Below are 25,965 nucleotides of genomic sequence, written 5' to 3' on the forward strand. Positions count from 1 at the left end.
GTTTATTAAGTGCACTAAAATTCCCTAATAGTTTTACTCAGCCTCCTCCGTTGTTTCTGCGGCGTCTACCATATCCTCAGGCTGAAGCGAATCTTCCGCTTTCAGTTCTGACTCGAGCATCACCACTTCTTCCTCGCTCTCCATTTCGATCTTGGCTACCGAAGATATCTGGTCTCCTTCGTTAAGCTTGATCAGGCGTACGCCCTGTGTAGCACGACCAATAACTCTGATGTCTGCTACACGCAAACGTATTGTTATACCTGAGCGGTTGATGATCATCAGGTCATCGGAATCCACCACACCTTTGATGGCTACCAGCTTACCTGTTTTATCTGTCACGTTAAGGGTTTTAACTCCTTTACCGCCACGGTTTGTTATACGGTATTCGTCTAATAACGAGCGCTTTCCGAAGCCGTTCTCTGAAACAACGAGTAGCTCAGTTTCCGAGTTCTCTACACAAACCATACCAACTACTTTGTCGTCTGGTCCGGCCAGTGTTACACCGCGTACACCAGCTGCATTACGACCCATTGGGCGTACCTGCGCTTCGTTGAAGCGGATGGCTCTCCCCGACCCCAGCGCGATCACAATTTCGCTGTTACCGGTGGTCAGCTGCACGTCCAGCAGGCGGTCTCCTTCATTGATCGTGATGGCGTTGATGCCATTCGTTCTCGGGCGGGAATACGCTTCCAGCACCGTCTTTTTGATCGTGCCCTGCTCGGTACAGAATACCAGGTTATGATTCAGTACAAAGTCCTGGTTTTTCAGGTCGTGTACATTGATCACCGCACGTACTTTGTCGTCACGCTCGATCTGGATCAGGTTCTGAATCGCACGTCCTTTTGCCGTTTTACCGCCTTCCGGTATCTCGTATACTTTCAGCCAGAATACGCGACCGAACTCCGTAAAGAACATCATGTGGTGGTGCGTGCTGGCAATGAACAGGTGCTCGGTAAAATCGCTGTCTTTGGAAGCTGCTACACCTCTGGAGCCTATACCGCCACGGCTCTGGCTGCGGTACTCGCTCAGGGACGTACGCTTGATATACCCTTCGTGAGAGATGGTGATCACCATGTTCTCTTCCGGTATCATGTCCTCGTAAGAAATATCGCCTGTAGAAGCTTCAATGCTGGTGCGGCGCTCATCTCCGTAGCGTTCTCTTATCTCAGAGAGCTCATCTTTGATGATCTGCATACGCAGGCCTTCATCGTTCAGTACCGAAGTTAAGTAATCGATCAGTTTCATGATCTCCTGGTACTCTGCCTGAATCTTGTCACGTTCCAGGCCGGTAAGGCGCTGCAGACGCATGTCCAGAATGGCACGCGCCTGTATTTCAGTAAGGCTGAAACGCTCCATCAAACCGGTACGGGCAATTTCCGGATCGCGCGACGAACGGATCAGGTTGATCACTTCATCCAAGTTGTCGAGCGCAATCAGCAGGCCTTCCAGAATGTGGGCGCGTTTTCTGGCCTCATCCAGCTCAAACTGAGTTCTGCGGATAACCACCTCATGTCTGTGTTCCACAAAATGAACAATCAGATCTTTCAGGTTCAGGGTCATCGGACGACCTTTTACCAGGGCCACGTTGTTTACGCCAAATGATGACTGCAGCGCTGTATACTTGTATAAGTTGTTGAGCACCACATTTGGTATGGCGTCACGCTTCAAGTCATACACAATGCGCAAACCATCACGGTCCGATTCGTCACGCAGGTCAGAAATGCCTTCTATTTTCTTTTCATTGATGAGCGCAGCGGTTTTCTCGATCATCGAGGCTTTGTTCACCATGTAAGGGATCTCCGTTACGATGATCTGCTCCTTACCGGATGGCGTTGTCTCGAATGTGGCACGCCCGCGCATAAGTACGCGGCCACGACCGGTCTCAAATGCAGCTTTTACGCCGTCGTACCCGTAGATGATGCCACCTGTCGGGAAGTCTGGCGCTGTGATGTACTGCATCAGCTCAGCAATGGTAATGTCTTTGTTATCGATGTAAGCAATAATGCCGTTTATAGCCTCGGTGAGGTTGTGGGGTGCCATGTTGGTGGCCATACCTACCGCAATACCCGAAGTACCGTTTACCAGGAGGTTCGGGAACTTGGCAGGCATTACGCTTGGCTCCTTCAGGGAGTCGTCAAAGTTAGGTACAAAGTCTACCGTGTTCTTTTCCAGATCGGCCAGCAGCTCGTCTGCAATACGCTTGAGGCGTGCCTCGGTGTAACGCATGGCAGCCGGCGAGTCGCCGTCAATGGAGCCGTAGTTACCCTGGCCATCTACCAGCGGGTAGCGCAGCGACCATTCCTGGGCCATACGCACCATGGTGTCGTATACAGAGGTGTCGCCATGCGGGTGGTATTTACCAAGCACTTCTCCTACGATCCTGGCAGATTTCTTATAGGCTTTGTTATAGGATACCCCCAGTTCAGACATACCGTACAGCACGCGGCGGTGCACAGGCTTCAGGCCGTCTCGTACATCGGGTAAGGCTCTGGAAATGATAACAGACATTGAATAGTCGATGTATGCACCACGCATCTCATCTTCAATGTTGATCGGTATTATTCGTTCGCCTTCGTTCATGTTCAAGGTCTAAAATAATATAGTATAATAGTTTGTGTATAAAGCTAACTGTGCGATTGCCCGCACACCCGTTTAATTTTTATGCGTGCTTTTGTCGTTGGCTCTTTTCTTTGGAACCTCCCCTTTTTGTTTAGGTAGCTCCTGCCCCATTTTCAGGTGTTGTTTCCGGTAAAAAGGCATGCCTCGATATTCCTGCTCGCCGTGCCGATGCATCATGCGCACCTCACAGGAGTAGATGGGACAGGCAGGTTTACAGGAAGTCACAGAAAGGGAAAGCAGCAAGATGCTGAGTAACAAAAGCAGTCGGGTTGTTGCCATGTATCATTGGTTAGGAAAGGTGCCTTTAAAACGCTGGCACCTTCACATCCTTATCATACAAAAGTACGAAATTTTGCATTAAAATCCCATACCTTTTCCGGATACTTTATCAGCACTGAACTAAGGTAAAAAGGCTTTTTATGCTACATCGGGTGGAATCCGTTGATCGTGAAACCACCATCCACAGCCAGGCACTGTCCGGTGATGTAAGAAGCCGCCGGCATGCACAGGAAGGCCACGGCAGCAGAGACATCTTCCGGCTTACCAATCTGGCGCATTGGGGTGCGACTGATCACGGCATCGTAAAACTCCGGGTTCTGAAGTACGGTTTCAGCAAGCGGTGTACTGATGTACCAGGGAGCTACTGCATTTACGCGTATGCCGTCGGGAGCCCACTCTGCTGCCAGGTTTCGCGTAAGCTGCACCAGGGCTGCTTTGGTCATGCCGTAAACAGAACCTGTGCGCACATGTATAAGGCCGGCCACCGAGGTTATGTTGATCACATTACCCTGTGTTGCCTGTTGTAGCATCGGGTGCAGCAGGCGGCACAATTCGAAGGCTGAACGCAGGTTGGTGTTAAGTATAAAGTCAAACTCTTCGGGTGTGTAGGAGGTGGTAGGTTTTCGGATGTTAGTGCCTACGTTGTTGATGAGCATGTCGAGCGTTCCCCAGTTTTCCTGTACGTACTGTACCAGGGCACCACGGCCGTCTTCGGTGCTAACATCGGCTACCAGGATGTGCACCTGGTCCGGGAAACGATGTTTCAAAGGTAATAAGTCGGCCTCTTTCCGGGCAACGGCCAGCACATCCGCTCCAAGGCTTACAAATTCTTCTACAATTGCCTGTCCGATCCCTTTGGAGCCGCCTGTAACAACTGCTTTCTTACCGTTTAGTGTCCACCTGTTCTGTTGCATAGTATAAGTTATGTATGGTGTTTTTAGTAAATAGCTTGATTTTAGATTCTTACGAAATGCCTGATTCTGCGTCGTGAAAAGTATAAGATTGCCGTCTGAAATATAAACATTCCTGTTATATTGCGGTATAAATTACTACCCTATCCCTGATCCCGATACTTTTAACCTACTACTCTTACACCATCTGCACATGAAAAAGTTAATGCTCTTCCTGGCCCTTACAGCTTCCGGTACGGTAGCGATGGCACAGTCGACCAAACTCACAGGAAACGGCGCACAGCAAAACCTGGACATACTTGGCTCAACCAACATGTCTACCACTGTGCAAACCTTCGACGAACGTTACAAAGGTGTTAAAGGGACGCCGTTTTTCCTAGCACAATGGGGCAAGGCTAATCTGTTGGTGCAAGATAAATACGAGTACCAGCAGGTGGACCTGAAGTATAATGTGTTTGATAATAACCTGCTGTACCGAAAACCGAATGGAAATCTGATCATTCTGGACTTGCACCAGGTAAATTCGTTTACCCTGACAGATACGCTGGGGCTTAAAACATACAGCTTTAAGCGCCTGAAAGATGTAAGCGGGCACGATGCCAAAACTGTTAACCAGTTCTTTGCCATACTCCACGAAGGCACGAAATCGCAATTGGCATTGCTGCCCGTGAAAAGTATGGTAAAAGCAGACTACCAGGGTAGCTACAGTGCAAACAGGGCTTATGATGAGCTGGTAGATGAGCCTGTGTACTTTTTTGTGGATGCCAATAAGGTGATGCAGCGGGTAAAACTGAATAAGAAAACACTTCTGAAACTCCTTTCTGATAAGCAGGCACAGATCAATACTTACATCACAAGCCAGCGCATCGACGCCTCGAAAGAAGAAGGCTGGGTAAAGACGCTGGCTTACTACGAAAGCCTGTAAACCGCAGGATTAACATCGTTTGATAACAGAAAAGGCGCTGCTTAAGCGCCTTTTCTGTTATTTGTTCCCCATGATCCGGTTCAGGTAAGTTGTTAAGTATGCCTTATCGGCCTTGGGCCGGTAATTGATTTCTTTGAAATGCGGATTGCCCTGCGAATCCTGCCACACATGGTACACAAACACATACGTGCCGCCGTCTTTGCGCCAGCCATCAAACTGCCCAAACCGCAGGTCATTGATGTAAATGCCTGTATCAGCTTTTTCCACTGCAAAATAGCCTTTGGTGATCTCGAGCAGGCGTTCAGTTTTAGGATGCCCCCGATAAGGGGCAAGCAGCTCCTGTTGGCGCGGCTCAAACTGGTAGCTTATACTTTTGTCTTTGTCGAGCAGCGAATAAAAACCCGTGTAGTAGCCTTCTTTGCTTTCGGTCGTGACCGTCCAGAGCAGCGTGTTCAGTGGTGTTGGTTTGCTGATGTACGAAGTATAGGTGATGCCTTGCTCCTTCATACTTGCTTCAAAAGCCCTGTCTGCAATGCCTTTGGCAACAAACGAAAAGCCCAGGTAGGCTGTGCTGATCGCAATACCTGACCAGTTAAGTATCCGGCGTTTTTTGCTTTCCCGGCTGTAAAAAGCAGCGGCAGTTACCAGTATCAGAAACGGCAACGTATATAAAGGGTCTACGACAAAGATATTGTAGAACGCTACGCCATAGTTGCTGAAGGGCCAGAAAAGCTGCGTACCCCAGGTGGTGCAGCTATCCAGGAGAATGTGTGTGATAAAGCCCAGGAAAAAAAGCAAGGTCCAGTCACGGAAGCCTGCCTCTTTATGCTTGTAAAAGCGCCACAGTAACCATCCCAACAGCGGCGACATGACAAAAGCAAACAGAAAGGAATGCGTGGCAGACCGGTGGTAGCTAAGCTGCTGCACCATATCGAGCCAGGGAGAAGTCAGCACATCCAGGTCTGGAATAGTGCCGGCAATTGCTCCCCACAACATGGCTTTGTTCCCGATCTTTTTGCCGCAAACAGCCTCTCCTACCGCGGCACCCAATACTATCTGAGTCAGTGAATCCATACTTGTACAAAGGTATAAAAAGCCAGTCGGGAAATGCAGGCTTTATCTGTTTAGAACAATTGGATTACAATGGATGGTAGAGCTTCTTGGTACACCCCCTCACATACTTTGAAGTATGAACTACTATCTGTTTCTTCCGGAATAGCACTGGAGTTGCCCGTAGTCTCTGATATTAAAAAAAATAAAACGCCGGCTGGAAATGGGATGACATTTACCAACAGGCGTTTAACTTCGTTGCGGGTATTAACCTATATTATCTGATTATAGGTGCCCGTTTAAACTCCTTGGTTCTGTCGAAAAGGAAACGATAGGTAACGTACGTTTTGTAGATGCGGCCGCCTACCTGCTCCACAACGCGCATCATTTTTGGGTTAAAATCACCGATCCAGTTCATTTGTAAATCTTCATACGGCATATTTGGGTTATCCTGTACCACCTTTGCTGCTGCTACTACCATGGCTGCTTCCACGCCTCTGCCCTGGCACTCCGGTATGATGCCAAACACGATGCCATACATCGTTTTAACGGCGCCACGCCAGCGGTGGAACACGATCTTCAGCTTACCCCAAAGGTCCATTTTGCCATTGGTATACTTGAACAGCTGGTTAAGCTCCGGAATTGCAATAAAAAAGCCGGCAGGCTCGCCTTTGTGATAGGCAAACCACAGCAACCGCTCATCCAGCACAGGCCGCAACGATTTCATGATGGATTTGGCCTGTGCCTCGCTCATCGCCTGCACGCCTTCATGCTTTACCCAGCCTTTATTATAGATGGTTCTGAAGTCTTCGGTATACTTGTCCAGGTTATTTTTATTCAGGTGCTCGAAGTGGTAATCAGGATCCCTCAGAATACGGTGCGCCTTTTCATGATACTCCGGAGGTAGCGGATCGTCTACTTTACGGTAGTATACATACTGTTTGAAGTATAACTGAAAACCGTAATTCTCGAACAGCTGCTTGTAATAGGGGAAGTTGTAGTTCATGGTGTAGGTTGGCGGGTAAAAACCGTCTACCAAAAGACCCCACCACTTGTCGCGCTCGCCAAAATTGATCGGGCCATCCATCGCCTCCATACCCCGCTCCTGCAGCCAGTTTTTGCACGCGTCAAAAAGCATATTGGCCGCCTCCTGGTTATCGATACAATCAAAAAAGCCCATGCCGCCGGTTGGCTGCTCAAAGGTTTTGGCCGTTTTCCGGTTGATGAAAGCAGCCACACGCCCGATTGATTTATCCGCGTCATCTTTCAGGATCCAGCGAATGGCCTCTCCGTCGCGAAGCAACTTGTTTTTCTTCGGGTCGAAAATGTTGTCAATATCGCGGTCCAGCGGGCGGATGTAGTTCGGATCTTTCTTGTATAGTCTGACCTGCAGCATCAGGAATTCTTTGGCGAGCTCAGGTGTGGTAACTTCTATCAGTTGCATGGTATGGATACCCTTTGATTACGACACCAAAATAAACGATAATACCAGATAAAACCAATGTGCTGAAAAGCGTAGGTACCACGTAACTTTTACAGAAGTAGTAAGGCTGGGATTGTTTGGGAGAAGTGCAGTGTTAAAACAAAAAAAGCCTTTTGATTTCTCTAAAGGCTTTCCTTTTTGAGCCCCCAGTCGGAATCGAACCAACGACCTACTGATTACAAGTCAGTTGCTCTACCAGCTGAGCTATGGAGGCTTGTACTTATGTTTGAATTAAAAAGCACATGCAGTACAAACATGTGCTTTTTGAAATGAGCCCCCAGTCGGAATCGAACCAACGACCTACTGATTACAAGTCAGTTGCTCTACCAGCTGAGCTATGGAGGCTTACTCTTTTGATGTGCTTTATCGTTCTAAAGCGTTGCAAAGGTATATTCTAATTTTTAATCTGCAAATACCTCCTGCAACTTTTTTTGCCTCTTCAGGTTAAACTTTTGAAAGTCAGAGATAAAATTTTATCCTCTGAAAGCAACCAACTGGCGGTTGAGCAATTCCATGCGCCGCTGTGCATCCGCGATGCGGCCTTCATACTCCTCACGCAGTTTATCGGCATTCCTGGACCGGGCAAAAAACTCGATGTTCGTGCGCAGGGTCTGTATGTCGTTCTGCAGTTGGGCGATCTCACGACGGATCGTTTGTTCGCGTTGATGCAACTTATTGGAAGCATCCGGGCTGCTCTTCATGCGTTCTACCTGCAGCTTTACCAGCATGTTCGTACGCTCCTCATAACTAAGGTCCGGAACCCGCTCCAGGTAGCGTTCCATCAGGGCAAGGAATTTATCCTCCAGTTTTGGATTGATGTGTCTTGAGTTTTGCTCAAGTGCACGCCACTGCTCCACAACCTGGTTGTATTCCTCTACCGAGGTAGTGGTGTTGGGTTGGGAAAGCTGTTCCGTTACGCGGTCGTATAGCTCCATTTTCTCAGAGGAGAGCTTTTCCATCTCTGCTCCTTTTTGCTGCTCCTGTGCCTGCTTCCTATCGAAGAACTCGTTACAGGCAGCCCGGAAGCGCTGCCAGATCTTATCCGAATACTTATCCGGAACTCTACCAATCGTTTTCCATTTCTTCTGAAGCTGGATCAGTTTTTCTTTTGTCGCATTCCAGTCTGTGCTGTCCTTGAGTTGTTCTGCTTCTTCGCAAAGCTCGGTCTTGAGGCGCAGGTTCTGCATTTTCTGCTCATCCAGCCCTTTAAAGAACATGTTCTTGTGCTGGAAGAATGCTTTGTAGCTGCTCCAGAAGCTCTTGTTTATCTCTTCGGCGTACTCTTTTGGTACCAGACCGGCTGCGTCCCACTCTTCTTTGAGCTTTTGGATTTCGTCGGTTTTATCGCGCCACTCGTTAATGCGGTCGGTTGTAAAGCCCTGAAAAGCCTGCAGTCTTGCCAGCAGCTCACGCTTGCGCGTAAGGTTTTCCATCTCCTTGCCTTTACGCTCTTCCTGGTACGTACGACGGCGATCGTGTACCCTCTCCGAAGCTTGGATAAACCGTTCCCAAATCGCATCACGCTGCTCGTTAGGTACTGGGCCTATGTTTTTCCATTCTTCGTGCAGGTGGCGCAGTTCCTGCAGCGCTTTGTTAATGCTTTGTTCGTTTTGAAGCGCTTCGGCACGATCAATAAGTTGCAGCTTGGCATCCAGGTTCCGCTTGCGGTCCAGTTCTTTCATTTCGAAGAACATGCTGCGGTTGTTGTAGAAAATGTCGAGCAGCGCATGGTAAGAATCCCACAGCTCCTGGGCTTCCCCGGCCGGCACAGGCCCAGTAGATTTCCATTCTGCCTGTAATCTCTTCAGTTCGTCGCTGCTGTTTTTTGTCTCGGCCGATTCTACCAGCTGGCGCAGCCTTGTAAGCAGCTCGCGTTTGCGATGCAGGTTTTGCTGGCGCTGTTCTTCTGTTTGCCTACGCTCCTGGAAGCGGGCATCACGGTAAGCGGCAAGAAGTTTCTCCAGGTCCTGATGCTCCTGTGGCGCATGGTATTCGAACCCTTCATCGGTTCCAACCTCTTGTTTAAAACGCTCGAGTGCTTCTGTTTTCTCTGCCTGGAATTTTAATTCGTAATGGCGCTGCAGCTCGTTGATGGCACGGTGTCTTCTGCCAGCGTCTGCTCCACGCAGGTTCGTTAACAGAAGTTTGCGTAACTCATCTATCGGTAGCTGACTGTAGTCTGTTGTATCTTCTTCCTCGTAGCCTTCCTCTTCATCATGATGCTCCGTCGGATTTGCTTCGCCTACCGGTTTTGGGGCGGCAGCTACCGCTGTTGCATCCGCAGGTGCTGCAGCAGCCGGGTTTGGTGCAGGTATAGCCGGAGTTTCAACTTCTGACATCGGATCTGTTGTAGCCTCGTCTTTCGCAGACGCAAAGGCATCTGCAAAAACTTCAGTAGCTGCTTCAGACGTTTTTGCTTCCTGTTCTGTTTTCAGCTCAGGCTGTATCTCAGGCTGCTCTTCCTTGGGCACTTCAGGCGCCGGATCGGCCGGAGCAGCCTGCTGATTTTTAGCATTGATCTCAGCCAGTCTTTTTTCCAGAATGCTCATGGGAGATTCACCCTGCTCCTTACCAGAAGTAGCATTCATATTCTCAGGCTTGTTTGCCTCAGCACCACCGGTGTCAGTATGTTTGTTGTCGGTTGTCATGTCTTCAGAATTAGTTACAACGTCAGAAGCGTTCAGTTCAAGCGTGGGTCTACCGGGTAGTTAGACAGCACCTTGTACTTCCCTCCCATCTCGCGCAGGATGTCGCGCCAGAGACTATCTGCCTCCAAATTAAATAATTTATTTGCAGCATTGTTATTAACAATCCAAACATTTTTATCAATTTCCTCCTGTAGCTGCCCCGGCGTCCAGCCCGAATAGCCCAGGTAGAACTTAATATCAGAGGCAGTGACCAGGCCAGCACCGATCATCGTGCGAAGCATTTCAAAATCGCCGCCCCAGTACAAGCCCTCTCCTAGTTGTACGGCCTGCGGGAGTTGTGACAGGCGATGAACGTAATGCAACGTATTATACTGCACAGGACCTCCTATGCCAAGTTCCATGTCAAACGAGTCGTTGTATACATCGATTACATCTGACAGCTTCAGGTTCGACATTCGGTTAAGCACCAGCCCAAATGTGCCTTCTTCCTCATTATGACTGCAAAGCAACACCACTGTACGCTCGAAATTCGGGTCGCCCAGAAAAGGCTCCGAAATAAGTATGCTTCCACTCTGCGGCTTGGTTAACTTTGCTTCTTCCATCTATAGCTTTCCGTCTTTTTAAGTTTCACGTAATGCAACTACACCATTCGCGCGCGAATGGTTATAAGATTACTATTACTTCTTACGCAAAGAAGCAAAAATTGTATCATCCTGATAGGTTTTGGCACTTAATCCTATCTCAATTACACAGATAACCTTGCTGCAGTTGCTTTGTTTATATTTTATTTTTCACTTTTTAGGTATAAAAAGGCAGGAACAGTGCAAAGTATAACCTGGAAGCAGTGAGCGCAGGAAGGAAAAAATTTAGCTGCAGCAGATTATTTTATAATTTTGAATAAAATCTGGTATACGATGGCACTGACACATAATATTGCGGATATCCGAAAAAACTACTCCAGGCAGGCGTTGTCTGAAGATGCTGTATTACCTGATCCTGTTCATCAGTTTAAAGTATGGCTTACCGAAGCCATTCAGTCGGAGGTGCTGGAACCTACCGCGCTGACCCTTTCTACCGTGAACGCAGCCGGCAGACCATCTGCCCGCGTGGTGTTGCTGAAGGACGTGTCGGAAAACGGCTTTACCTTCTTTACCAACTACGAAAGCCGGAAAGGACAGGAACTGGCACAGCATCCGTATGCCGCTATGACCTTTTTCTGGCCGGAGTTGGAGCGCCAGGTGCGCGTGGAAGGACATGTCGTGCAGGTGCCTGCCCAGGTATCAGACGATTATTTCCATAGCAGGCCTAAAGCAAGCCAGGTGGGCGCCTGGGCATCTCCGCAAAGCAGGGAAATAGAAAGCCGTGACGTGCTCGAAAAAGCGGAGCGAAATTATACTGAGGAATTTGCCAGCATGCACGAAATACCAAGACCAAAACACTGGGGCGGATTTGTGCTGCAGCCCGACCGAATCGAGTTCTGGCAGGGGCGCCCCAGCCGCCTGCATGACCGCATCCTATATGAGCTTGCTCCTGAGGGCCAAAGCTGGCATCTGAAACGCCTTGCCCCATAACATTCCTGCTTAGATTTATTCTTCCCGATCGATCACTAGAAAAAGACTGATGGCTGAGATACTCCCCTTAAAGCCCTGGCGCTACAACGCAAACCTTGAGCAAAACATAGACGAACTGACCTCCCCTTTGTTTGATGTGGTATCCCAAAAGCAACGGGAAGCCTTGTATCGTAACCACCTCAACAGTATCCATCTATCGGTGCCACGGGGCGAAAATCCAGCAGAAGAAGCGTCCTTCCTGCTCGATGACTGGAAGGAAAAAGGGATACTGGAGCAGGACCCGCTTCCTGGCATTTATGTTTACTACCAATATTACAGGTTGCCCGGCAGCGACCGGGAATATTGCCGCAAGGGGTTTGTGTGCCACATCAAAGCCTACGACTGGAATGAGAAAGTACTGCTGCGGCACGAGAATACCATTCCGACTGCGGTAAACGACCGTATTGCGCTGCTTGAAAAAACACTGCTGAACACCAGCCCTACGCACGGCCTCTACACCGACCCGGATCACGAACTGGAACCCTACATGGACGAAAGTATAAAGTCGCCTATCTACGTGACAGAAGACTACCAGGGCGTGCGGGATGTATTGGCCGTGATCCATGACCATGAGATCATCAAACTGTTTGTAAACAAGCTACGCGATAAGCAAGTGCTGCTGGCAGACGGACATCACCGCTACGAAGGCTCGCTGGAATACCGCAAGCGGATGATGGCAGAGAACCCAAACCACACGGGTTTTGAGGCTTACAATTACCACCTCATGTATCTGACCAATACCGAGTCGGATGACCTGCGCATTTTGCCTACGCACCGCGTGCTGGAGAACATCAAAATGACGGATGAGGAGTTTCTGGAGCGGCTCAGCCCATACTTTGTGATCACGCCGAAAGAAGACCCCTACGAACTCAACGAAGTGATCATTGGCAAACCCTGGGCTTTCGGTCTATACTTGTCTGGCAATGCCTACAAGCTCCGCTTGAAACCGGAAGTACACCAGCAGATCGACTGGAATTTTCCGCAGGAAGTAAAGGACCTGGACCTGACTGTAATGCACTACTTTGTATTTGAGAAGGTGTTGGGCATTTACCGTCAGCAGCAGCGCGATTACAAAGGCCTGAGCTACGAACGTAACTTTACGGCCTGCATCAGCAAGGTGGATTCCGGTCAGGCACGGCTAGCACTCATCACCAACGAGGTGACCATGGAACAGGTAAAGCGTGTGTGCTACAGTGGCGCTATCATGCCCCAGAAGTCCACGTTCTTCTACCCGAAAGTTATCTGCGGATTTTTATTTAGCTCTATCAAAGAAGATGAATTTGTCTCAGCCCATATTGCTTGCCTCTAACTCTCCGCGCCGCAAGGAACTGCTGGCGGGGCTGGGCTTAACGTTTACAGTGCGGGTAAAGGAAGTGCACGAAGACTTTCCGGAGCACCTGTACCGCGAAGAAGTAGCCGAGTTCCTGGCATCGCACAAGGCAGACGCTTACCAGCACGAGCTGACAAATGAACTGCTTATTACTGCCGATACGATCGTTTGCCTGGAGGACCGGATCCTGAACAAACCAGCGGACTACGAAGAAGCATTTCAGATGCTACGCGCTTTGTCGGGCACCGCGCATGAAGTAATAACTGGTGTTTGCCTGCTCACAAAGGAAAAGAAAACAGTTTTCCATGATGTAACCAAAGTATACTTCAAGGAGCTGACCGACGCGGAAATCGACTACTACATAACCCATTACAAACCCTTCGACAAAGCCGGTGCTTATGGCATTCAGGAGTGGATCGGGATGATCGGTATAAAGAAGATCGAAGGATCATACTTTAACGTGGTGGGCTTGCCTGTACAGAAGCTGTATGATCACCTGGCAGAATTTATTTTATAGTTTTGCCTGGCAGTTAATGCCTATACTTGAATTATTCGTTTTATCCTGCCGTTACACCATATCAGTAGCGCAGATACTTATCATTTTTAGCACATAAAATTTAGAATGTCATTAACTAAATTATACCTGGCAACAGGCAAAGAGCATTCGCTCAAACGTTTTCACCCGTGGGTATTTTCCGGAGCGATCAAAAACATAGACGGTAACCCGGCAGAAGGCGATGTTGTGGAGGTTTATTCCAGCAGACAAGAGTTTCTGGGCATGGGGCATTATGCGCCCGGGTCCATTGCAGTGCGCGTTTTCTCATTTGAGCAGGTAGAGCCCGATTATACTTTCTGGAAAGGCAAAGTACAGCAGGCTTATGATTTCCGCAAAAGGCTCGGCTTCATTGATAATCCGCACACCGATGTTTACCGATTGCTTTATGCAGAGGGAGACGGTGTACCTGGCCTGATTGTGGATGTGTACAAAGATACGGCGGTGCTTCAGGCGCACTCTGTGGGTATGCACCAGGTACGCGAACATATAGCAAAGGCGCTGCAGGAAGTATACGGCGGCATGTTGAAGGCTGTGTACGACAAGAGTGCAGAGTCGCTGCCTGCAAACTCGAAGGTAGATGTACAGAACGGTTATCTTTTCGGAACCTCTTCTGCCGGCACGGTAGTAACTGAAAATGAAAACCAGTTTTTTGTAGACTGGGAGAGCGGTCAGAAAACAGGTTTCTTTATAGACCAGCGCGAGAACCGATCGCTGCTGGCGCATTATGTAAAGGATAAATCGGTGCTTAACACCTTCTGCTATACCGGAGGCTTCTCGGTTTATGCCCTGAATGCCGGAGCCAAAGAAGTACACTCCGTGGACAGCTCGAAAAAAGCCATTGAGCTGACCATACAAAATGCAGAGCTTAGCCAGGCTCCTGACCGTCACGAGGCTTTTGCGGTAGATACTTTTGAGTTTTTGCGTGGCAAAGAAGACCGCTACGATGTGATCATCCTGGACCCGCCTGCCTTTGCCAAAAGCCAGAAAGTACGCCATAACGCTTTGATGGGCTACAAGCGCCTGAATGCTGAGGCGATGAAGAAGATCAAACCAGGAGGTATCCTGTTCACCTTCTCCTGCTCTCAGGTGGTAGATAAGTATTTGTTCAATAACACGGTAATGGCTGCAGCCATAGAGGCTGGTCGCAACATCAAGATCATGCACCACCTCTCCCAGCCCGCCGACCACCCGATCTCCATCTTCCACCCGGAAGGAGAATACCTTAAAGGGTTGGTGTTGTTTGTAGAGTAGTGAGAGGAATAGTACAAACAGCAGGGGCCGGTACATTTAGTACCGGCCCCTGCTGTTTGTACTATCTAAGACATAGATGACGCTCTGTCATTTCGAGCATTGCGAGAAATCTGTACTAGTTGAAGTTTATACTTGTTGCTAACAAGCCTTCGCTTCGTAGCTGGCTGTATTCCTCAGTCTTACTAGCTACACTTTCATTTTATACTTAGGTGCGCTCACGGCCGCGGGGCCTCGTCCTCGGGCATCGCGCTGGGAGCTTTTCCTTTGCTCCTATCGTCGCAATATCGCTGTCGCGATACCGGAAAAACTCGCATAGGCGCTCAACCCAAGGACTGGAAATGGTTCTGCTTCGTAAGCCGCTATGCAACTGGAACCCATTGTAGGGACAGGTCGCGACCTGTCCGAGCTATAGTTGAAGTAATGAAACTCATACTTCAACTATAGCAATAACAGGCTCCCCTCCTTAGACTACCGAGAACACGAGTTCGAAGGTAGCGAGCGTAGCTCTGAGGGGCAGGGGTGCTTGGATAACTTGTCAAACAAGCGAAGTGACATGATAGTTGAAAAACTACTATACCAAATACCTCCCCAATGAAAACAACTCCTCTCCTATTTCTGCAGGCAATTCCATGCGGATGCGCCACTCTTTAGGGTAGTAATTGTTGATGCGGTTGCCTACCTGTTTTGCCCAGCCAAGTGGCAGACCCTTGTACAACATCAGTACCCAGTCCGAGCCGCTGCTACCCAGGCTGATATCTTCTTTGCGCAGGAACCGTAATGCTTCTTCCAGATTTAAATCAACCGTTTGGAAAGCTTTTTTATTCAGGTACTGAGACATCGCCAGTCCATGCATAGGCTTAAGCTTTTTGCCCTTTACTTCTGCCACCTCGGTGCCGGCATATACAACGTAGAGCTTTTGGTATACCTGGTCAGCAGCCTCAAAAATCGGAGCCGGTATTGCCGAAATTACTTCGCCATACTGCACCCATTCAAAGCGCTCCGGATCCTGGACCCAGTTTTCGACCAGTGCCCGCTCTTTTTTGCCTGCAATGGTCAATTTATACTTCTTCTTTCTTCCGCCACTTTCGTAACTATCCGCTGCTACGCCTGCTTTGCGCACTACGGCCATAAAAAAGCCTTCGCCCTGTACTTTATGCGGATAGAAACGATAGCCTTCCACACCCTGCTGCTGGGTAGGCACAATGCCCCAGGTAGGGTCAAGCTGCAGCTTGATCGGCTCAGCATCCTGTTGTTCTGCCAGCCATGCGATGTTTTGCTCATTCTCTGCCTCGTTCCAGGTGCAGGTGCTGTACACAAGTATGCCGCCAGGGCGTAAAGCTTCCCATACATCCATCAGAATACGCTGCTGCCGCTGCGCACATAGTTTTACATTTTCTTCGGACCACTCCTGCACTGCCTGTGCGTCTTTCCGGAACATGCCTTCGCCGCTGCAGGGGGCATCCACCACCATCAGGTCAAAAAACTCGGGCAGCTTTCCAAAATCTCTCGGGTCGTTGCTGGTGACCAGTACATTTCCGCTGCCCCATTTGGCGATGTTTTCTGCCAGTATAGAAGCACGGCTGCGGATCACTTCATTAGATACAAGTAAACTGTCCGGAGAAAGCAAGCTTGCCAAGTGCGTTGATTTGCCTCCCGGTGCACCACACAGGTCCAGCACCTGCAAGGGTCTATCAAGGTCCACTGCCTGCCTGAGCGCCTGCTCCAGGAACATCGAGCTGGCTTCCTGCACATAGTAAGCACCGGCATGGATCATGGGGTCTAAAGTAAACAGCGGGCGCTCGGGCAGGTAATAACCCGTGGTTGTCCATGGCACCGGCGGCAAACCTTCAGGTATGGTTATTTTTGCGGAATTGATGCGGATACTCACAGGTGGCGTACCCTGCAGCGCCTGCTCAAAAGCGGGGTATTCAGCACCCAGCAACCGCTGCATGCGCTCGACAAAAGTTACAGGTAAATCCATGCTACGAAGGTACGGCTATTTTATACTATCAGCCAAGTTACCTGTGCCGGCGTTAGTATGGCAAAATACAAAAGGCTTCTTTTAAGGTCAGATAGCAGATGAATGCAGCAGGTACTCCTCTACTATCGGAACGTCAGCAGGGCACCAGGTATACTTCATCAGATCCGATGGTTCCGCCCACTGGTATGAGCGATGCTCTGCCAGTTGTACGACACCACTCAGGTATCTGCAGGTGTACGGGATGAGCATGATCTCTTTGTCGCTATACCGGTGTACGACAGGCGTAAGGCGCGTAATAGGCCGCACCACAAGGTTGATCTCCTCTTTTATCTCCCGCACGAGTGATTCTTCTTCGGTTTCGCCGGGCTCTACTTTACCTCCCGGAAACTCCCAAAGCAAAGGTTGTGGCATGTGCTGGCTCCGTTGCGTCACCAATATGCGTCCATGTTGTTCCAGAATAGCGCAAACTACTTTTATTGCCATAGCTCTTATACCGTTTTACCAGCGTCAGCGGATACTTTTGGCTTGTTTACCAAACCGATAAGCGGTAGTTCGATACGGAAAAAGAGGTACCCAAGTGTCAGGCAGAGCAATTGATTTTGCAGCAGTGAATCTTCCTGCGGGAAAAGGCCAAAGTATAACACCTGCACCAGGAAGATATGGTAAGAGGCTTTTCCGAGTTCCGCTATACTTCTGAGCAGGATGTTATTTGATTGCTGCGGGAACAACTTTATAACAGTAAAAATGAGGAGCGCAGCATACGGAAAACCCAGAAAGTTCTGTAACTGCCACTCTCTACGGAAGTAGCTGATATAATACCCTTTATACTGCACCAGGTAAAGGTATACTATACTTGCAGCTGCCATCAGTAAGAGCAGCTGCATCTGCTTTATGGAAGTATGTTGCGTGATTTTCGACAGCCACAACCCCAGTGCAATAGCCGAGAAATAGCGGGGAAGTGCCGCATCGTAGAGGTAATTATCCTTGTCAAAAAAAGCAATGTTTTTACTTAATAGCAGGAAAGAGATTTCGAGTAGCAGCAGTACAAGGCCCGTTAGCAAGGGCTTTTTTTTGAAACCATAACTTACCAGCGGCAACAGGAGCACCGATTGCAACAGCATCGTGATAAAGTAGTTGCCTTTGCCGGAAACAGGCAGAACGCCAACTAAGGTGTACCAGCCGAAAGTATAAATGTTCCTGTCGAATAGCAGCAGCCACAACAAGCCGAGCAGCAGCGCTACAATGAAAATAATAACAAAGGGCTGCAGGATTCGGGAGCCCTTTTTTTGAAAATAGCTTCTGCTGTAAAGATGGTTAAACGAGACCGGCCGGCCTGCACCTGAAAGTCCGAGGTTATAGCCCATCAGCACCAGAAACACAGGTACTGCCTGCCAGATGTGGTACACGGCGTATGTTTGAATAAGCGTGGCCTTGGTAAAGGTATGCAGCGCGATAACAGCAACGATAGCGAGGCCTTTCAATACATCGATCTGCTGGTAGTGCTGTTTTTCTTTCAAAGTATAATCTGCTATCTGCCTGGCTGCTGTAGTACATAAAAAAAGCATACTGTAGTATGCCTTTCTGGTAATCTGCTAATTATTTAAGCTTATCCTTCAGTATCTCAAATTCTACTGCAGGCGATATCTTCTCATACAGGATCAGGTATACGGCTGAGGTTATCGGCATTTCCACGTTCAGTTTCTTGTTCAGCTCATAGATGCTTTTAACCGCATAGTACCCTTCTGCTACCATGTTCATTTCCATCTGCGCCGACTTTACTGTATACCCCCGTCCGATCATGTTACCAAACGTTCGGTTACGGCTGAATTGAGAATAAGCTGTTACCAGCAGGTCCCCGAGATAAGCCGATCCTGTCAGGGAACGGTGCATCGGCATTACCTTGTCCAGAAAACGCTCGATTTCGAACATGGCATTGGAAACCAGTACCGCCTGGAAATTGTCGCCATAGTTTAGGCCCCGTGCTATGCCACAGGCTAGAGCGATGATGTTTTTTATCACAGCACAGTACTCCACGCCATCCAGATCGTCCAGCGGGTTTGCTTTTACGTAACGGTTGCGCAGCAGTTCGCAGAAGTGCTCGGCTTTGGCAAGGTCATGTGAGCCGATCGTAAGGTAAGATTGCTTCTCCAGCGCCACCTCCTCGGCATGGCAAGGGCCTGCAATAACAAGCTGGTGGCTGTTTGGTACATGAAAGTGATGTCCCACGTAATCTGTAACTAGGATATTCTCCTGCGGGATCATGCCCTTGATGGCAGAGATCACTACCTTATCTTTCAGCGCACCTTCCGGCAGTTCGGCAAGAGCATCTTTAACGAAAGCGGCTGGCACGGCAAGTATAACCCAGTCAGCTGTAGCCACCACCGATCTGATGTCGTTGGATGGTTTTACATAGTTGAGGTCAAACGAGACGCCGCTCAGGTAGCGGGGATTGTGCTTGTAATTGATCAGGTGCTGCACATCGTTTTGGTTGCGCATCCACCAATGTATCTGTGATCTATTCTCAGAAAGTATTTTAACCAGTGCTGTAGCCCAGCTACCTCCTCCTATTACAGCTATTTTTTCCAATTCTAATGATATTCGTTATTCTTCGTCAGTATTATCAGCAGCGAGAGCCGACTTGTCCAGCGACTTGGCGTCTTTTACTGCTACCTTTGCTCCATCTTTCAGGGTTTTCGATACAGCTCTGAATGGCCCTGAAACTACTTTTTCACCTTCTTTCAGGCCGTCTAAAATCTCAATGTTATCAAAATCGCTGATGCCGGTTTTTACTTTTACCGCTTTTACGGTATTGTTGGCATCGTATACAAAAACCACTTCCTCTACCTTTGCTGGTGCGGCTGCCTTTTGTTCTTCGCCTGCGTTCTCCTCTTCGTCCCTGCCTTTTATATCTTCTGTGTCTGAATCCTTTTCGGTAGAGCGTGTCGTTACTGCCGACAAAGGTACAGATAAAACGTTGTTTTTTCGCTCTGTGATAATGTCAACCGATGCGGTCATGCCAGGGCGGAAAGGACGGGCTCTCTTTTGTGACAGGTGGCTGTAAGATTCGTTGAGCAGGCGAATACGCACTTCAAATTCTGTAACGGCCTCTAGCGTAGTTGCATCCTTTGCCGTGTTAGCAATAGCAGTCACCACGCCTTTGAACTTTTCATCCTTGGTAATGTAGGAGTCTACCTCAACGTCAACAGAGTCTCCGAGGCCAACACGGATGATGTCGTTCTCATTCACGTTCACGCGTACTTCCATGTTGTTGAGGTTGGCAATGCGCATGATCTCTGTACCCGCCATCTGCGATGTACCCACCACGCGTTCGCCGCGCTCTACATTCAGTTTTGATACGGTGCCACTCACCGGTGCATAAATAGTGGTCTTGTTCAGGTTCTCGCGGGCTTCTTTCAGGGAGGCGAGTGCATTCTGCACGTTGAATTCTGATGCACGCACACTCTGGCGCAGCGATTCCACTTCCTGTTTTCCGCCTTCGTAAGCAGCTTTGGTTTGCTGGAATTCTGCTTCCGATATGACTTTCTGGTCGAAAAGCTGCTTGTTGCGGTTATAGTTCTGGGTTACCTGCACATTGTTTGCCTGCGCCTGTGCCAGTCTGGCTTTCGCCTGTGACAGGTTAGCGCGGGCAGCATTTACCGCAGCCTGCTGGGCATCTACAAACGACTGATAGTTATCCGGGCGTATGCGCAGCAATAACTGGCCTTTCACCACGGAGTCACCTTCTTCCACGTTCAGCTCAATGATCTCACCGGATACATCCGGGCTGATCTTTACTTCGGTTTCCGGCTGTACTTTGCCTGAGGCGCTCACTTTTTCTACAATCTGATTTCTTTTTACTTCCGAAAGCACCACTTCCGTTCCTTCGTCTTTACCGATCCAGCCGGCCTTTTTAGCGACAAGGGCGCCAACCAGCACCAGTACAAGAACACCGATAAGTATAGGAATGAGTTTGCCTGATTTTTTAGCAGCCATAGTTTTTTATAAAGTGATTTCCTTACCCTGGTAAAAGTCCAGAACCTTAAGTTTGAAGGTATATTCGTATTTAGCCTGAATTACATTTGACTGCGCCGTGCGATAGTTATTCGTGATCACGTAGAAATCAACCGTATTGATCACGCCACTGTTCAGGCGTAGTTCTGCATTCTTATAGTTTTTCTCCAACGCAGTAAGTTGTTGTTTCGCAGCTGTAAACTTCCGTTGTGACGCCATGGCATCTACATAAGCCTGCTCAATGGTTTGGCGAAGCTGGTTGCGCTGAATATCGGCATTTAGTTTTGCGTTAAGCTGACTTATCTTAGCGCGCTGTATATTATTTCGTACTAAAAACCCGTTAAATATCGGTATGTTTAAAGATAAGCCAATCTGCTCACCGATACCGTCTTTTAATTGATCGTTAAAAGGGTAGTCGCGGGGTGTCAGACCTGGAGTGTATATAACCAGCTCTTCTGTACCATTCTCATTTGTAAAGCCAAGGGTTCTTTTCTCTAACTCTCCGCTTGGATCAAACAACTGGCCTTGGCTATTATAAAACGTATTTATACCCGCATTCAATGTAAGTCTTGGGTAGTAGGCACCCCGGGCTACATCAAGTGCTTTTGTCGAACTAAGAACGCGTAAATCAGCTGCTTTCACTCCCGGGCGTGTCTGATTTGCCACATCGTATACCATTCCTGGATTTACTAACACAGGGTTAGCATCGGGCTCCGGTATTTCAGGTATGATGATTTCAAACTCTTTTGCCTGTTCATCTTCCAAGTTCAGGAGTTGAATAAGAGCCAGGCGAGAAATATCGCGCTGATTTTGAGCATTGATGATATCAAGCTCATCTGTCGATAATTGTGACTCAAGATCCAAAACAGCGTTTTCCGCAACACTACCGGCTTTGAACAAGATCCTGGTTCGGTCCAGCTGTTGCTGTGTAGTGTTTCGTTGCAACTCAGCCGTTTTAGTTAGCTCTTCCGCAAACAGGATATTCAGATAAGAGGTGATTATCTGAAGTGTTATGTCGTCCTGAATTGCTAAAATATCTTGTTCGCTGGCCTGCAGATCTAATCCAAACTGTTTAATACGGTTGATTTGCTGAAAGCCCATGAACAGAGGTACTGAAGCACCTGCCTGTAATCCTAAAGAAGTATAATCAACCCTTCTTAATTCCTGTACGGTGGGGTCAACGGTTGTTCCAGAACTGAAGGTGCTGGTGGCTGCGCCATTTAAGCTCGGCAATCGATCAAGGCGTGCCTGATTCAACGAAACAGCATCCAAATCGCGGTTGGCGCGGGTTTGTTTTACCTGTAAGTTGTTCTTTTTAGCATATTCAATGGCTTCCAATAAAGTCCAGCCACCCTCACCGGGATTTTCCTGTGCTGTAGCAGGAGCTGACAACAGCATCGTACCTAGCACAAGAGTTAGCATTAATTTGGTTGATTTTTTCATAGTTTTAGGTATATCAAGTTACCTATAGGTCGATGTTTGGGATGTACACCACGTGCTTCACCCAGCTAAGCTGTTTCAGGTATTCTAAAGTGATTGGCTTGATGCCAGAGTCCATTTCTATGAACTGGCGGGCCATCTCGTTTCGACCTTTTCTGGAAACGTTCATGGTGGCGATGTTGCAGTCGTCGTGCGCAATAACGGAGGCAATAAAGGCGATGCTTCCTTTCACGTCGGCTGCGTCGATGATGAGCGTGTGCAGGTTCGCAGAAAAATTGGCCGTAAAGCCATCCACTTCCACGATCTTGATCACACCACCGCCACGGCTCTGCCCAATTACCTCTACCTCACGGTCGCCGGCTTTCAGGTTTAATTTGATGGTATTGGGGTGCATGGTAGATGCATTGCCTACCGATTTGAAGGTATACTTCAGGCCGCGCTCCTTTGCATGGTCGAATGCTTCTTTGATGCGCTTGTCGTCGGTTTTAAAATCAAGCAAGCCAGCCACAATAGCCCGGTCGCTGCCGTGGCCTTCGTAAGTGCGGGCAAAAGAATTATAAAAGGTAATAACCGCCTCTTCCGGCGCAGCACCTAACACTCTGATGGCAGCACGGGCAATACGTACCACCCCTGCTGTATGCGAACTCGATGGCCCGATCATTACAGGCCCGATCATATCAAAAACACTACTTTTTTCTGCCATTGTAAAAATATTCTGGGTAATATCGTAAAAACCAAATTTAGCAATTTAGCGCTAGTTTTACATGTTTCCGCAACATAAATAACCGTATTTATACTAACAGCGCCTTTTGCTCTACTAATCAGACACCTGCCCCTACCAATTTGTCATTGGGCCTGTTGTTGAGCAGGTGTTGGGGTATTTGTCTGATGCTGAGAAGTATGATATGGTTGCCTGAAAATACATCATTTGTTCTTGCCTTTCGCCTACTATCAGCAGGTATGACAGAAAATTCGGCAGTTCGTCTGTCTATTGCAATAGTTTAGTTACTTTGTACCGATTTTGCTTGTCTCGCCTAAAAACTGAAAACTATGGATCAGATCTTCAAACCTGAAGTGCTAGAACAGCTCAAGCGGCTGGAGGAGAAATACGTGCCCCTCGGCCAGGACCTGGCTGCCTACCTCGAGGGCCTGTACCACACTGATTTTCTTAACTACTGGGATTACATCCACCTTGACACGCTGCTGAGTCTTCAGAACCCTCGTACCACCATTCCGGATGAGAAGATCTTCATCATGTACCACCAGATCACGGAGCTATACTTTAAGCTTTGCCTGGAGGAGTACCGACAAATGGGTGAAGACAAGCAGATTACGTCTGAAGTGCTAACAAAACGCTTGAAGCGCATCAACCGCTACTTTGAGAACCTGATCGACTCGTTTGATGTGATGGTCGATGGCATGGACCCCAAGCAGTTCCTGCAGTTTAGGATGGCGCTCATGCCTGCCAGTGGTTTTCAGTCGGTGCAGTACCGCATGATTGAGATTGCCTCTACAGAGCTTCGTAACCTTACCGACAAGGAGAAGCGGAAAGCCTTGGGCCTGCAAAGCACCCAGGAAGAACTGATGGGCTGCATTTACTGGAAGGAAGGCGCCACAGAAGTATCTTCCGGTGCCAAAACCCTTACCCTGATCCGGTTTGAGGAAAAGTATACCAACCACCTGATCCAGTTTGCCAGAGAGTATGAGCACAAGAACGTGTGGGCCGTGTACAAGCAATTGCCGGAGCAGGAGCAGCAAAATCCAAAGCTCATCCGGCAGATGCGCGAGCTCGACAGCAACGTGAACGTGAATTGGCCGCTAATGCACTATAAGTCTGCTGTACGTTACCTGCAGCGCGACCCGGAAGTAATTGCCGCAACCGGCGGTACGAACTGGCAAAAGTACCTGCCTCCAAAATTTCAGAAACGCATTTTCTTCCCGGAACTATGGACGGAGGAAGAACTGGGCAACTGGGGCAAAGGCTGGGTTGAGAAAGTGCTGAACGGAGATATATAGGAATTGTGAATTTTGAATGAGTGATTGAGCGAATATTGAATGTTTTTGCAACAAATTCTGTCATAATTTTGCAGTGATTGAAGGATTGTACTTCTAACTTATTCACACAATCACTCATTCAGTCATTCAAAATTGAATTTTAAGTTTAAGGTTAACTACCTTACCTGTTGTACATGAGGAAGAAAGAAATTGAAGTGGTGTTGTCGCCGGAGGTGGCGTACGACAACCAGCTACTGGAGCGCGAGCTCCTGAAGAGTGCAGGCGTAAAGTCTGAGGATGTTAAATTCATCCACCGCATCAAGCGTTCCATCGATGCGCGTGGCCGTAGTGTTCAGCTTCGCGTTCGTGCCGATCTATACTTAGACAACCCTCCTGCGGATGTTATCAGCCCTACTTACAGCTACTCTAATGTAAGCAATGCCCCGAAAGTGATCATTGTGGGTGCTGGCCCAGCCGGTTTGTTTGCTGCCCTTCGTGCCATTGAGCTTGGTTTAAAACCCATTGTGCTGGAGCGTGGTAAGGACGTACGCGCCCGCCGCCGTGACCTGGCAGCCATCAACAAAGAGCATGTGGTTAATCCTGACTCCAATTATTGTTTTGGCGAAGGTGGTGCCGGTACTTATTCGGACGGCAAACTTTATACCCGATCCAAAAAGCGGGGCGACCTGCAGCGTATCCTTCAGATTTTAGTACAGCACGGTGCTACATCCGATATCCTTTTCGATGCGCACCCACACATCGGTACGAACAAGTTGCCCGTGATCATCTCCAATATCCGGGAGTCTATTATAGCTGCCGGTGGCGAAGTGCTGTTCGATAAGCGCGTAGCAGATTTTATTGTGGAGCAGGGCGAGATGAAAGGTGTTGTAACGCAGGATGGTCAGGAGTATACAGGCGAATCGGTTATACTTGCTACCGGCCACAGTGCCCGCGACATTTTCGAGTTGCTGCATCAGAAAGGTATCACGATCGAGGCCAAGCCATTTGCTATGGGCGTACGCGCAGAGCACCAACAGCGCCTGATTGACAAGATACAGTATAAGTGCGAAGACCGCGGAGGTTGGCTGCCAGCTTCCTCCTATGCGCTCGTGCACCAGACAGTCTACAACAACAAGCAGCGGGGCATTTTCTCGTTCTGCATGTGTCCGGGGGGCTTTATTGTGCCTTCTGCCACGGCACCCGGCGAGGTGGTGGTAAATGGTATGTCGCCAAGCCGCCGCGACTCCCGTTATGCTAACTCGGGCATTGTGGTGGCCATCGAGCTGGAAGATATGGATCTGAAGCAGTATGGCCCGCTTGCAGGTTTGCGCATGCAGCAGGCCCTGGAGCAGAAAGCCTGTGAAATGGCAGGAGGCACCCAGAAAGCACCTGCTCAGCTACTCGAAGATTTTACCAGGCAAAAAACCGGCGGAGCACTGCTGGAAACGTCGTACCAGCCCGGATTAACGCCTGTGGATATGAACCAGTTGTTCTCGCCGGACATGGCCTATCGCCTGCGGGAAGGATTCAAAGCCTTTGGCGGTAAAATGCGCGGGTACCTCAGCAACGAGGCGCAGATCATCGGGGTTGAAAGCCGCACCTCCTCTCCTGTCCGCATTCCGCGCGACCGAGAAACACTGGAGCATGTGCAGATAAAGAATCTCTACCCTTGTGGTGAGGGAGCCGGTTATGCAGGAGGAATCGTGTCGGCGGCAATGGACGGGGAGCGCTGTGCAGAGATGGTGGCTGCAAAGGTAAAAAGGGTTATATAGCAGCTGTTGCCTTTGTATCTACCTTAGAGTGTGTTGATTTATAACGATCTGAAGACAAGCTCGGTAAACTATAGGAATTGATTGGATTTTATAACGCTGATACT

General features: G+C 48.8%; 21 protein-coding genes and 2 tRNA genes. 7 read left to right on the forward strand and 16 right to left on the reverse strand.

Annotated elements, in window-relative coordinates:
* Nucleotides 1-33: 33 nt before the first annotated feature.
* The 3 genes from gyrA to MJ611_RS10800 form a co-directional block, all read right to left on the reverse strand.
* Complete coding sequence (gene gyrA, locus MJ611_RS10790; RefSeq protein ID WP_250430044.1) at nucleotides 34-2,580, reverse strand: DNA gyrase subunit A; 2,547 nt, start codon at nucleotides 2,578-2,580, stop codon at nucleotides 34-36.
* A 72-nt stretch (nucleotides 2,581-2,652) separates the two neighbouring features.
* Nucleotides 2,653-2,898, reverse strand: coding sequence for a hypothetical protein (locus MJ611_RS10795; RefSeq protein WP_250429781.1), 246 nt, complete (start codon nucleotides 2,896-2,898; stop codon nucleotides 2,653-2,655).
* 143 nt (nucleotides 2,899-3,041) lie between these two features.
* Nucleotides 3,042-3,812, reverse strand: coding sequence for an SDR family oxidoreductase (locus tag MJ611_RS10800; RefSeq protein WP_250429782.1), 771 nt, complete (start codon nucleotides 3,810-3,812; stop codon nucleotides 3,042-3,044).
* A gap of 190 nt (nucleotides 3,813-4,002) precedes the next feature.
* Here MJ611_RS10800 and MJ611_RS10805 point away from each other — a divergent pair, with 190 nt between their 5' ends.
* Nucleotides 4,003-4,734: a hypothetical protein gene (locus MJ611_RS10805; protein ID WP_250429783.1), complete on the forward strand. Its 732-nt coding sequence runs from the start codon at nucleotides 4,003-4,005 to the stop codon at nucleotides 4,732-4,734.
* Nucleotides 4,735-4,791: 57 nt separating this feature from the next.
* Here MJ611_RS10805 and MJ611_RS10810 read toward each other — a convergent pair whose 3' ends face one another.
* The 6 genes from MJ611_RS10810 to MJ611_RS10835 all read right to left on the reverse strand — a co-directional run bounded on the left by MJ611_RS10810 (nucleotide 4,792) and on the right by MJ611_RS10835 (nucleotide 10,517).
* Nucleotides 4,792-5,808: a metal-dependent hydrolase gene (locus MJ611_RS10810; RefSeq protein WP_250429784.1), complete on the reverse strand. Its 1,017-nt coding sequence runs from the start codon at nucleotides 5,806-5,808 to the stop codon at nucleotides 4,792-4,794.
* Between the two features lie 253 nt (nucleotides 5,809-6,061).
* Nucleotides 6,062-7,228, reverse strand: coding sequence for a hypothetical protein (locus tag MJ611_RS10815; RefSeq protein ID WP_250429785.1), 1,167 nt, complete (start codon nucleotides 7,226-7,228; stop codon nucleotides 6,062-6,064).
* A 180-nt stretch (nucleotides 7,229-7,408) separates the two neighbouring features.
* Nucleotides 7,409-7,481 (reverse strand) — tRNA-Thr (locus MJ611_RS10820).
* 58 nt (nucleotides 7,482-7,539) lie between these two features.
* Nucleotides 7,540-7,612: transfer RNA gene (locus MJ611_RS10825), tRNA-Thr, on the reverse strand.
* A 128-nt stretch (nucleotides 7,613-7,740) separates the two neighbouring features.
* Nucleotides 7,741-9,915, reverse strand: a complete 2,175-nt coding sequence (locus tag MJ611_RS10830; RefSeq protein ID WP_250429786.1) for a DUF349 domain-containing protein — start codon at nucleotides 9,913-9,915, stop codon at nucleotides 7,741-7,743.
* Between the two features lie 32 nt (nucleotides 9,916-9,947).
* Complete coding sequence (locus MJ611_RS10835) at nucleotides 9,948-10,517, reverse strand: YqgE/AlgH family protein (protein WP_250429787.1); 570 nt, start codon at nucleotides 10,515-10,517, stop codon at nucleotides 9,948-9,950.
* 312 nt (nucleotides 10,518-10,829) lie between these two features.
* Here MJ611_RS10835 and pdxH point away from each other — a divergent pair, with 312 nt between their 5' ends.
* The 4 genes from pdxH (at nucleotide 10,830) to MJ611_RS10855 (ending at nucleotide 14,662) form a co-directional block, all read left to right on the forward strand.
* Nucleotides 10,830-11,486: a pyridoxamine 5'-phosphate oxidase gene (gene pdxH, locus MJ611_RS10840; RefSeq protein ID WP_250429788.1), complete on the forward strand. Its 657-nt coding sequence runs from the start codon at nucleotides 10,830-10,832 to the stop codon at nucleotides 11,484-11,486.
* Nucleotides 11,487-11,535: 49 nt separating this feature from the next.
* Nucleotides 11,536-12,834, forward strand: a complete 1,299-nt coding sequence (locus tag MJ611_RS10845) for a DUF1015 domain-containing protein (protein ID WP_250429789.1) — start codon at nucleotides 11,536-11,538, stop codon at nucleotides 12,832-12,834.
* Nucleotides 12,800-13,372, forward strand: a complete 573-nt coding sequence (locus MJ611_RS10850) for a Maf-like protein (protein ID WP_250429790.1) — start codon at nucleotides 12,800-12,802, stop codon at nucleotides 13,370-13,372. The genes MJ611_RS10845 and MJ611_RS10850 overlap by 35 nt, the downstream gene beginning before the upstream one ends.
* 105 nt (nucleotides 13,373-13,477) lie before the next feature.
* Nucleotides 13,478-14,662 carry a class I SAM-dependent rRNA methyltransferase gene (locus MJ611_RS10855; protein WP_250429791.1) on the forward strand — a complete coding sequence of 395 codons (1,185 nt, stop codon included), beginning with the start codon at nucleotides 13,478-13,480 and terminating at the stop codon, nucleotides 14,660-14,662.
* A gap of 571 nt (nucleotides 14,663-15,233) precedes the next feature.
* On the opposite strand, the gene MJ611_RS10860 is transcribed toward MJ611_RS10855, so the two are convergent.
* The 7 genes from MJ611_RS10860 to sdaAB form a co-directional block, all read right to left on the reverse strand.
* Nucleotides 15,234-16,643 (reverse strand): methyltransferase RsmF C-terminal domain-like protein, encoded by a 1,410-nt coding sequence (locus MJ611_RS10860; protein ID WP_250429792.1) that lies wholly within the window; start codon nucleotides 16,641-16,643, stop codon nucleotides 15,234-15,236.
* Nucleotides 16,644-16,730: 87 nt separating this feature from the next.
* Nucleotides 16,731-17,126 carry a (deoxy)nucleoside triphosphate pyrophosphohydrolase gene (locus MJ611_RS10865; RefSeq protein WP_250429793.1) on the reverse strand — a complete coding sequence of 132 codons (396 nt, stop codon included), beginning with the start codon at nucleotides 17,124-17,126 and terminating at the stop codon, nucleotides 16,731-16,733.
* Between the two features lie 5 nt (nucleotides 17,127-17,131).
* The gene (locus MJ611_RS10870; RefSeq protein ID WP_250429794.1) at nucleotides 17,132-18,160 is read right to left on the reverse strand and encodes an acyltransferase family protein; all 1,029 of its coding nucleotides are present in this window, start codon (nucleotides 18,158-18,160) and stop codon (nucleotides 17,132-17,134) included.
* A 79-nt stretch (nucleotides 18,161-18,239) separates the two neighbouring features.
* Entirely contained in the window at nucleotides 18,240-19,229 is a 990-nt protein-coding gene (locus MJ611_RS10875; RefSeq protein ID WP_250429795.1) for an NAD(P)H-dependent glycerol-3-phosphate dehydrogenase, read from the reverse strand.
* A 15-nt stretch (nucleotides 19,230-19,244) separates the two neighbouring features.
* Nucleotides 19,245-20,636 carry an efflux RND transporter periplasmic adaptor subunit gene (locus MJ611_RS10880; protein WP_250429796.1) on the reverse strand — a complete coding sequence of 464 codons (1,392 nt, stop codon included), beginning with the start codon at nucleotides 20,634-20,636 and terminating at the stop codon, nucleotides 19,245-19,247.
* A 6-nt stretch (nucleotides 20,637-20,642) separates the two neighbouring features.
* Nucleotides 20,643-22,097 (reverse strand): TolC family protein, encoded by a 1,455-nt coding sequence (locus tag MJ611_RS10885; RefSeq protein WP_250429797.1) that lies wholly within the window; start codon nucleotides 22,095-22,097, stop codon nucleotides 20,643-20,645.
* Nucleotides 22,098-22,119: 22 nt separating this feature from the next.
* On the reverse strand, nucleotides 22,120-22,797 hold the full coding sequence (gene sdaAB / locus MJ611_RS10890) for an L-serine ammonia-lyase, iron-sulfur-dependent subunit beta (RefSeq protein WP_250429798.1): 678 nt from the start codon (nucleotides 22,795-22,797) through the stop codon (nucleotides 22,120-22,122).
* A 347-nt stretch (nucleotides 22,798-23,144) separates the two neighbouring features.
* Here sdaAB and MJ611_RS10895 point away from each other — a divergent pair, with 347 nt between their 5' ends.
* Complete coding sequence (locus tag MJ611_RS10895) at nucleotides 23,145-24,110, forward strand: tryptophan 2,3-dioxygenase family protein (RefSeq protein WP_250429799.1); 966 nt, start codon at nucleotides 23,145-23,147, stop codon at nucleotides 24,108-24,110.
* A gap of 173 nt (nucleotides 24,111-24,283) precedes the next feature.
* Nucleotides 24,284-25,861, forward strand: a complete 1,578-nt coding sequence (locus MJ611_RS10900; RefSeq protein ID WP_250429800.1) for an NAD(P)/FAD-dependent oxidoreductase — start codon at nucleotides 24,284-24,286, stop codon at nucleotides 25,859-25,861.
* Nucleotides 25,862-25,965: the final 104 nt, after the last annotated feature.

The organism is Pontibacter ruber (assembly GCF_023630205.1).
GTDB classification, from domain to species: Bacteria; Bacteroidota; Bacteroidia; order Cytophagales; family Hymenobacteraceae; genus Pontibacter; species Pontibacter ruber.

Bases quoted from the DNA above. Each gene is read 5' to 3' on its own strand.
- MJ611_RS10805 (WP_250429783.1), top strand. From the start codon at position 4,003: ATGAAAAAGTTAATGCTCTTCCTGGCCCTTACAGCTTCCGGTACGGTA.
- gyrA (WP_250430044.1), bottom strand. From the start codon at position 2,580: ATGAACGAAGGCGAACGAATAATACCGATCAACATTGAAGATGAGATG.
- MJ611_RS10835 (WP_250429787.1), bottom strand. From the start codon at position 10,517: ATGGAAGAAGCAAAGTTAACCAAGCCGCAGAGTGGAAGCATACTTATT.
- MJ611_RS10845 (WP_250429789.1), top strand. From the start codon at position 11,536: ATGGCTGAGATACTCCCCTTAAAGCCCTGGCGCTACAACGCAAACCTT.
- MJ611_RS10900 (WP_250429800.1), top strand. From the start codon at position 24,284: ATGAGGAAGAAAGAAATTGAAGTGGTGTTGTCGCCGGAGGTGGCGTAC.
- pdxH (WP_250429788.1), top strand. From the start codon at position 10,830: ATGGCACTGACACATAATATTGCGGATATCCGAAAAAACTACTCCAGG.
- MJ611_RS10855 (WP_250429791.1), top strand. From the start codon at position 13,478: ATGTCATTAACTAAATTATACCTGGCAACAGGCAAAGAGCATTCGCTC.
- MJ611_RS10885 (WP_250429797.1), bottom strand. From the start codon at position 22,097: ATGAAAAAATCAACCAAATTAATGCTAACTCTTGTGCTAGGTACGATG.
- MJ611_RS10810 (WP_250429784.1), bottom strand. From the start codon at position 5,808: ATGGATTCACTGACTCAGATAGTATTGGGTGCCGCGGTAGGAGAGGCT.
- MJ611_RS10830 (WP_250429786.1), bottom strand. From the start codon at position 9,915: ATGACAACCGACAACAAACATACTGACACCGGTGGTGCTGAGGCAAAC.
- MJ611_RS10860 (WP_250429792.1), bottom strand. From the start codon at position 16,643: ATGGATTTACCTGTAACTTTTGTCGAGCGCATGCAGCGGTTGCTGGGT.
- MJ611_RS10865 (WP_250429793.1), bottom strand. From the start codon at position 17,126: ATGGCAATAAAAGTAGTTTGCGCTATTCTGGAACAACATGGACGCATA.
- sdaAB (WP_250429798.1), bottom strand. From the start codon at position 22,797: ATGGCAGAAAAAAGTAGTGTTTTTGATATGATCGGGCCTGTAATGATC.
- MJ611_RS10815 (WP_250429785.1), bottom strand. From the start codon at position 7,228: ATGCAACTGATAGAAGTTACCACACCTGAGCTCGCCAAAGAATTCCTG.
- MJ611_RS10795 (WP_250429781.1), bottom strand. From the start codon at position 2,898: ATGGCAACAACCCGACTGCTTTTGTTACTCAGCATCTTGCTGCTTTCC.
- MJ611_RS10800 (WP_250429782.1), bottom strand. From the start codon at position 3,812: ATGCAACAGAACAGGTGGACACTAAACGGTAAGAAAGCAGTTGTTACA.
- MJ611_RS10895 (WP_250429799.1), top strand. From the start codon at position 23,145: ATGGATCAGATCTTCAAACCTGAAGTGCTAGAACAGCTCAAGCGGCTG.
- MJ611_RS10850 (WP_250429790.1), top strand. From the start codon at position 12,800: ATGAATTTGTCTCAGCCCATATTGCTTGCCTCTAACTCTCCGCGCCGC.
- MJ611_RS10880 (WP_250429796.1), bottom strand. From the start codon at position 20,636: ATGGCTGCTAAAAAATCAGGCAAACTCATTCCTATACTTATCGGTGTT.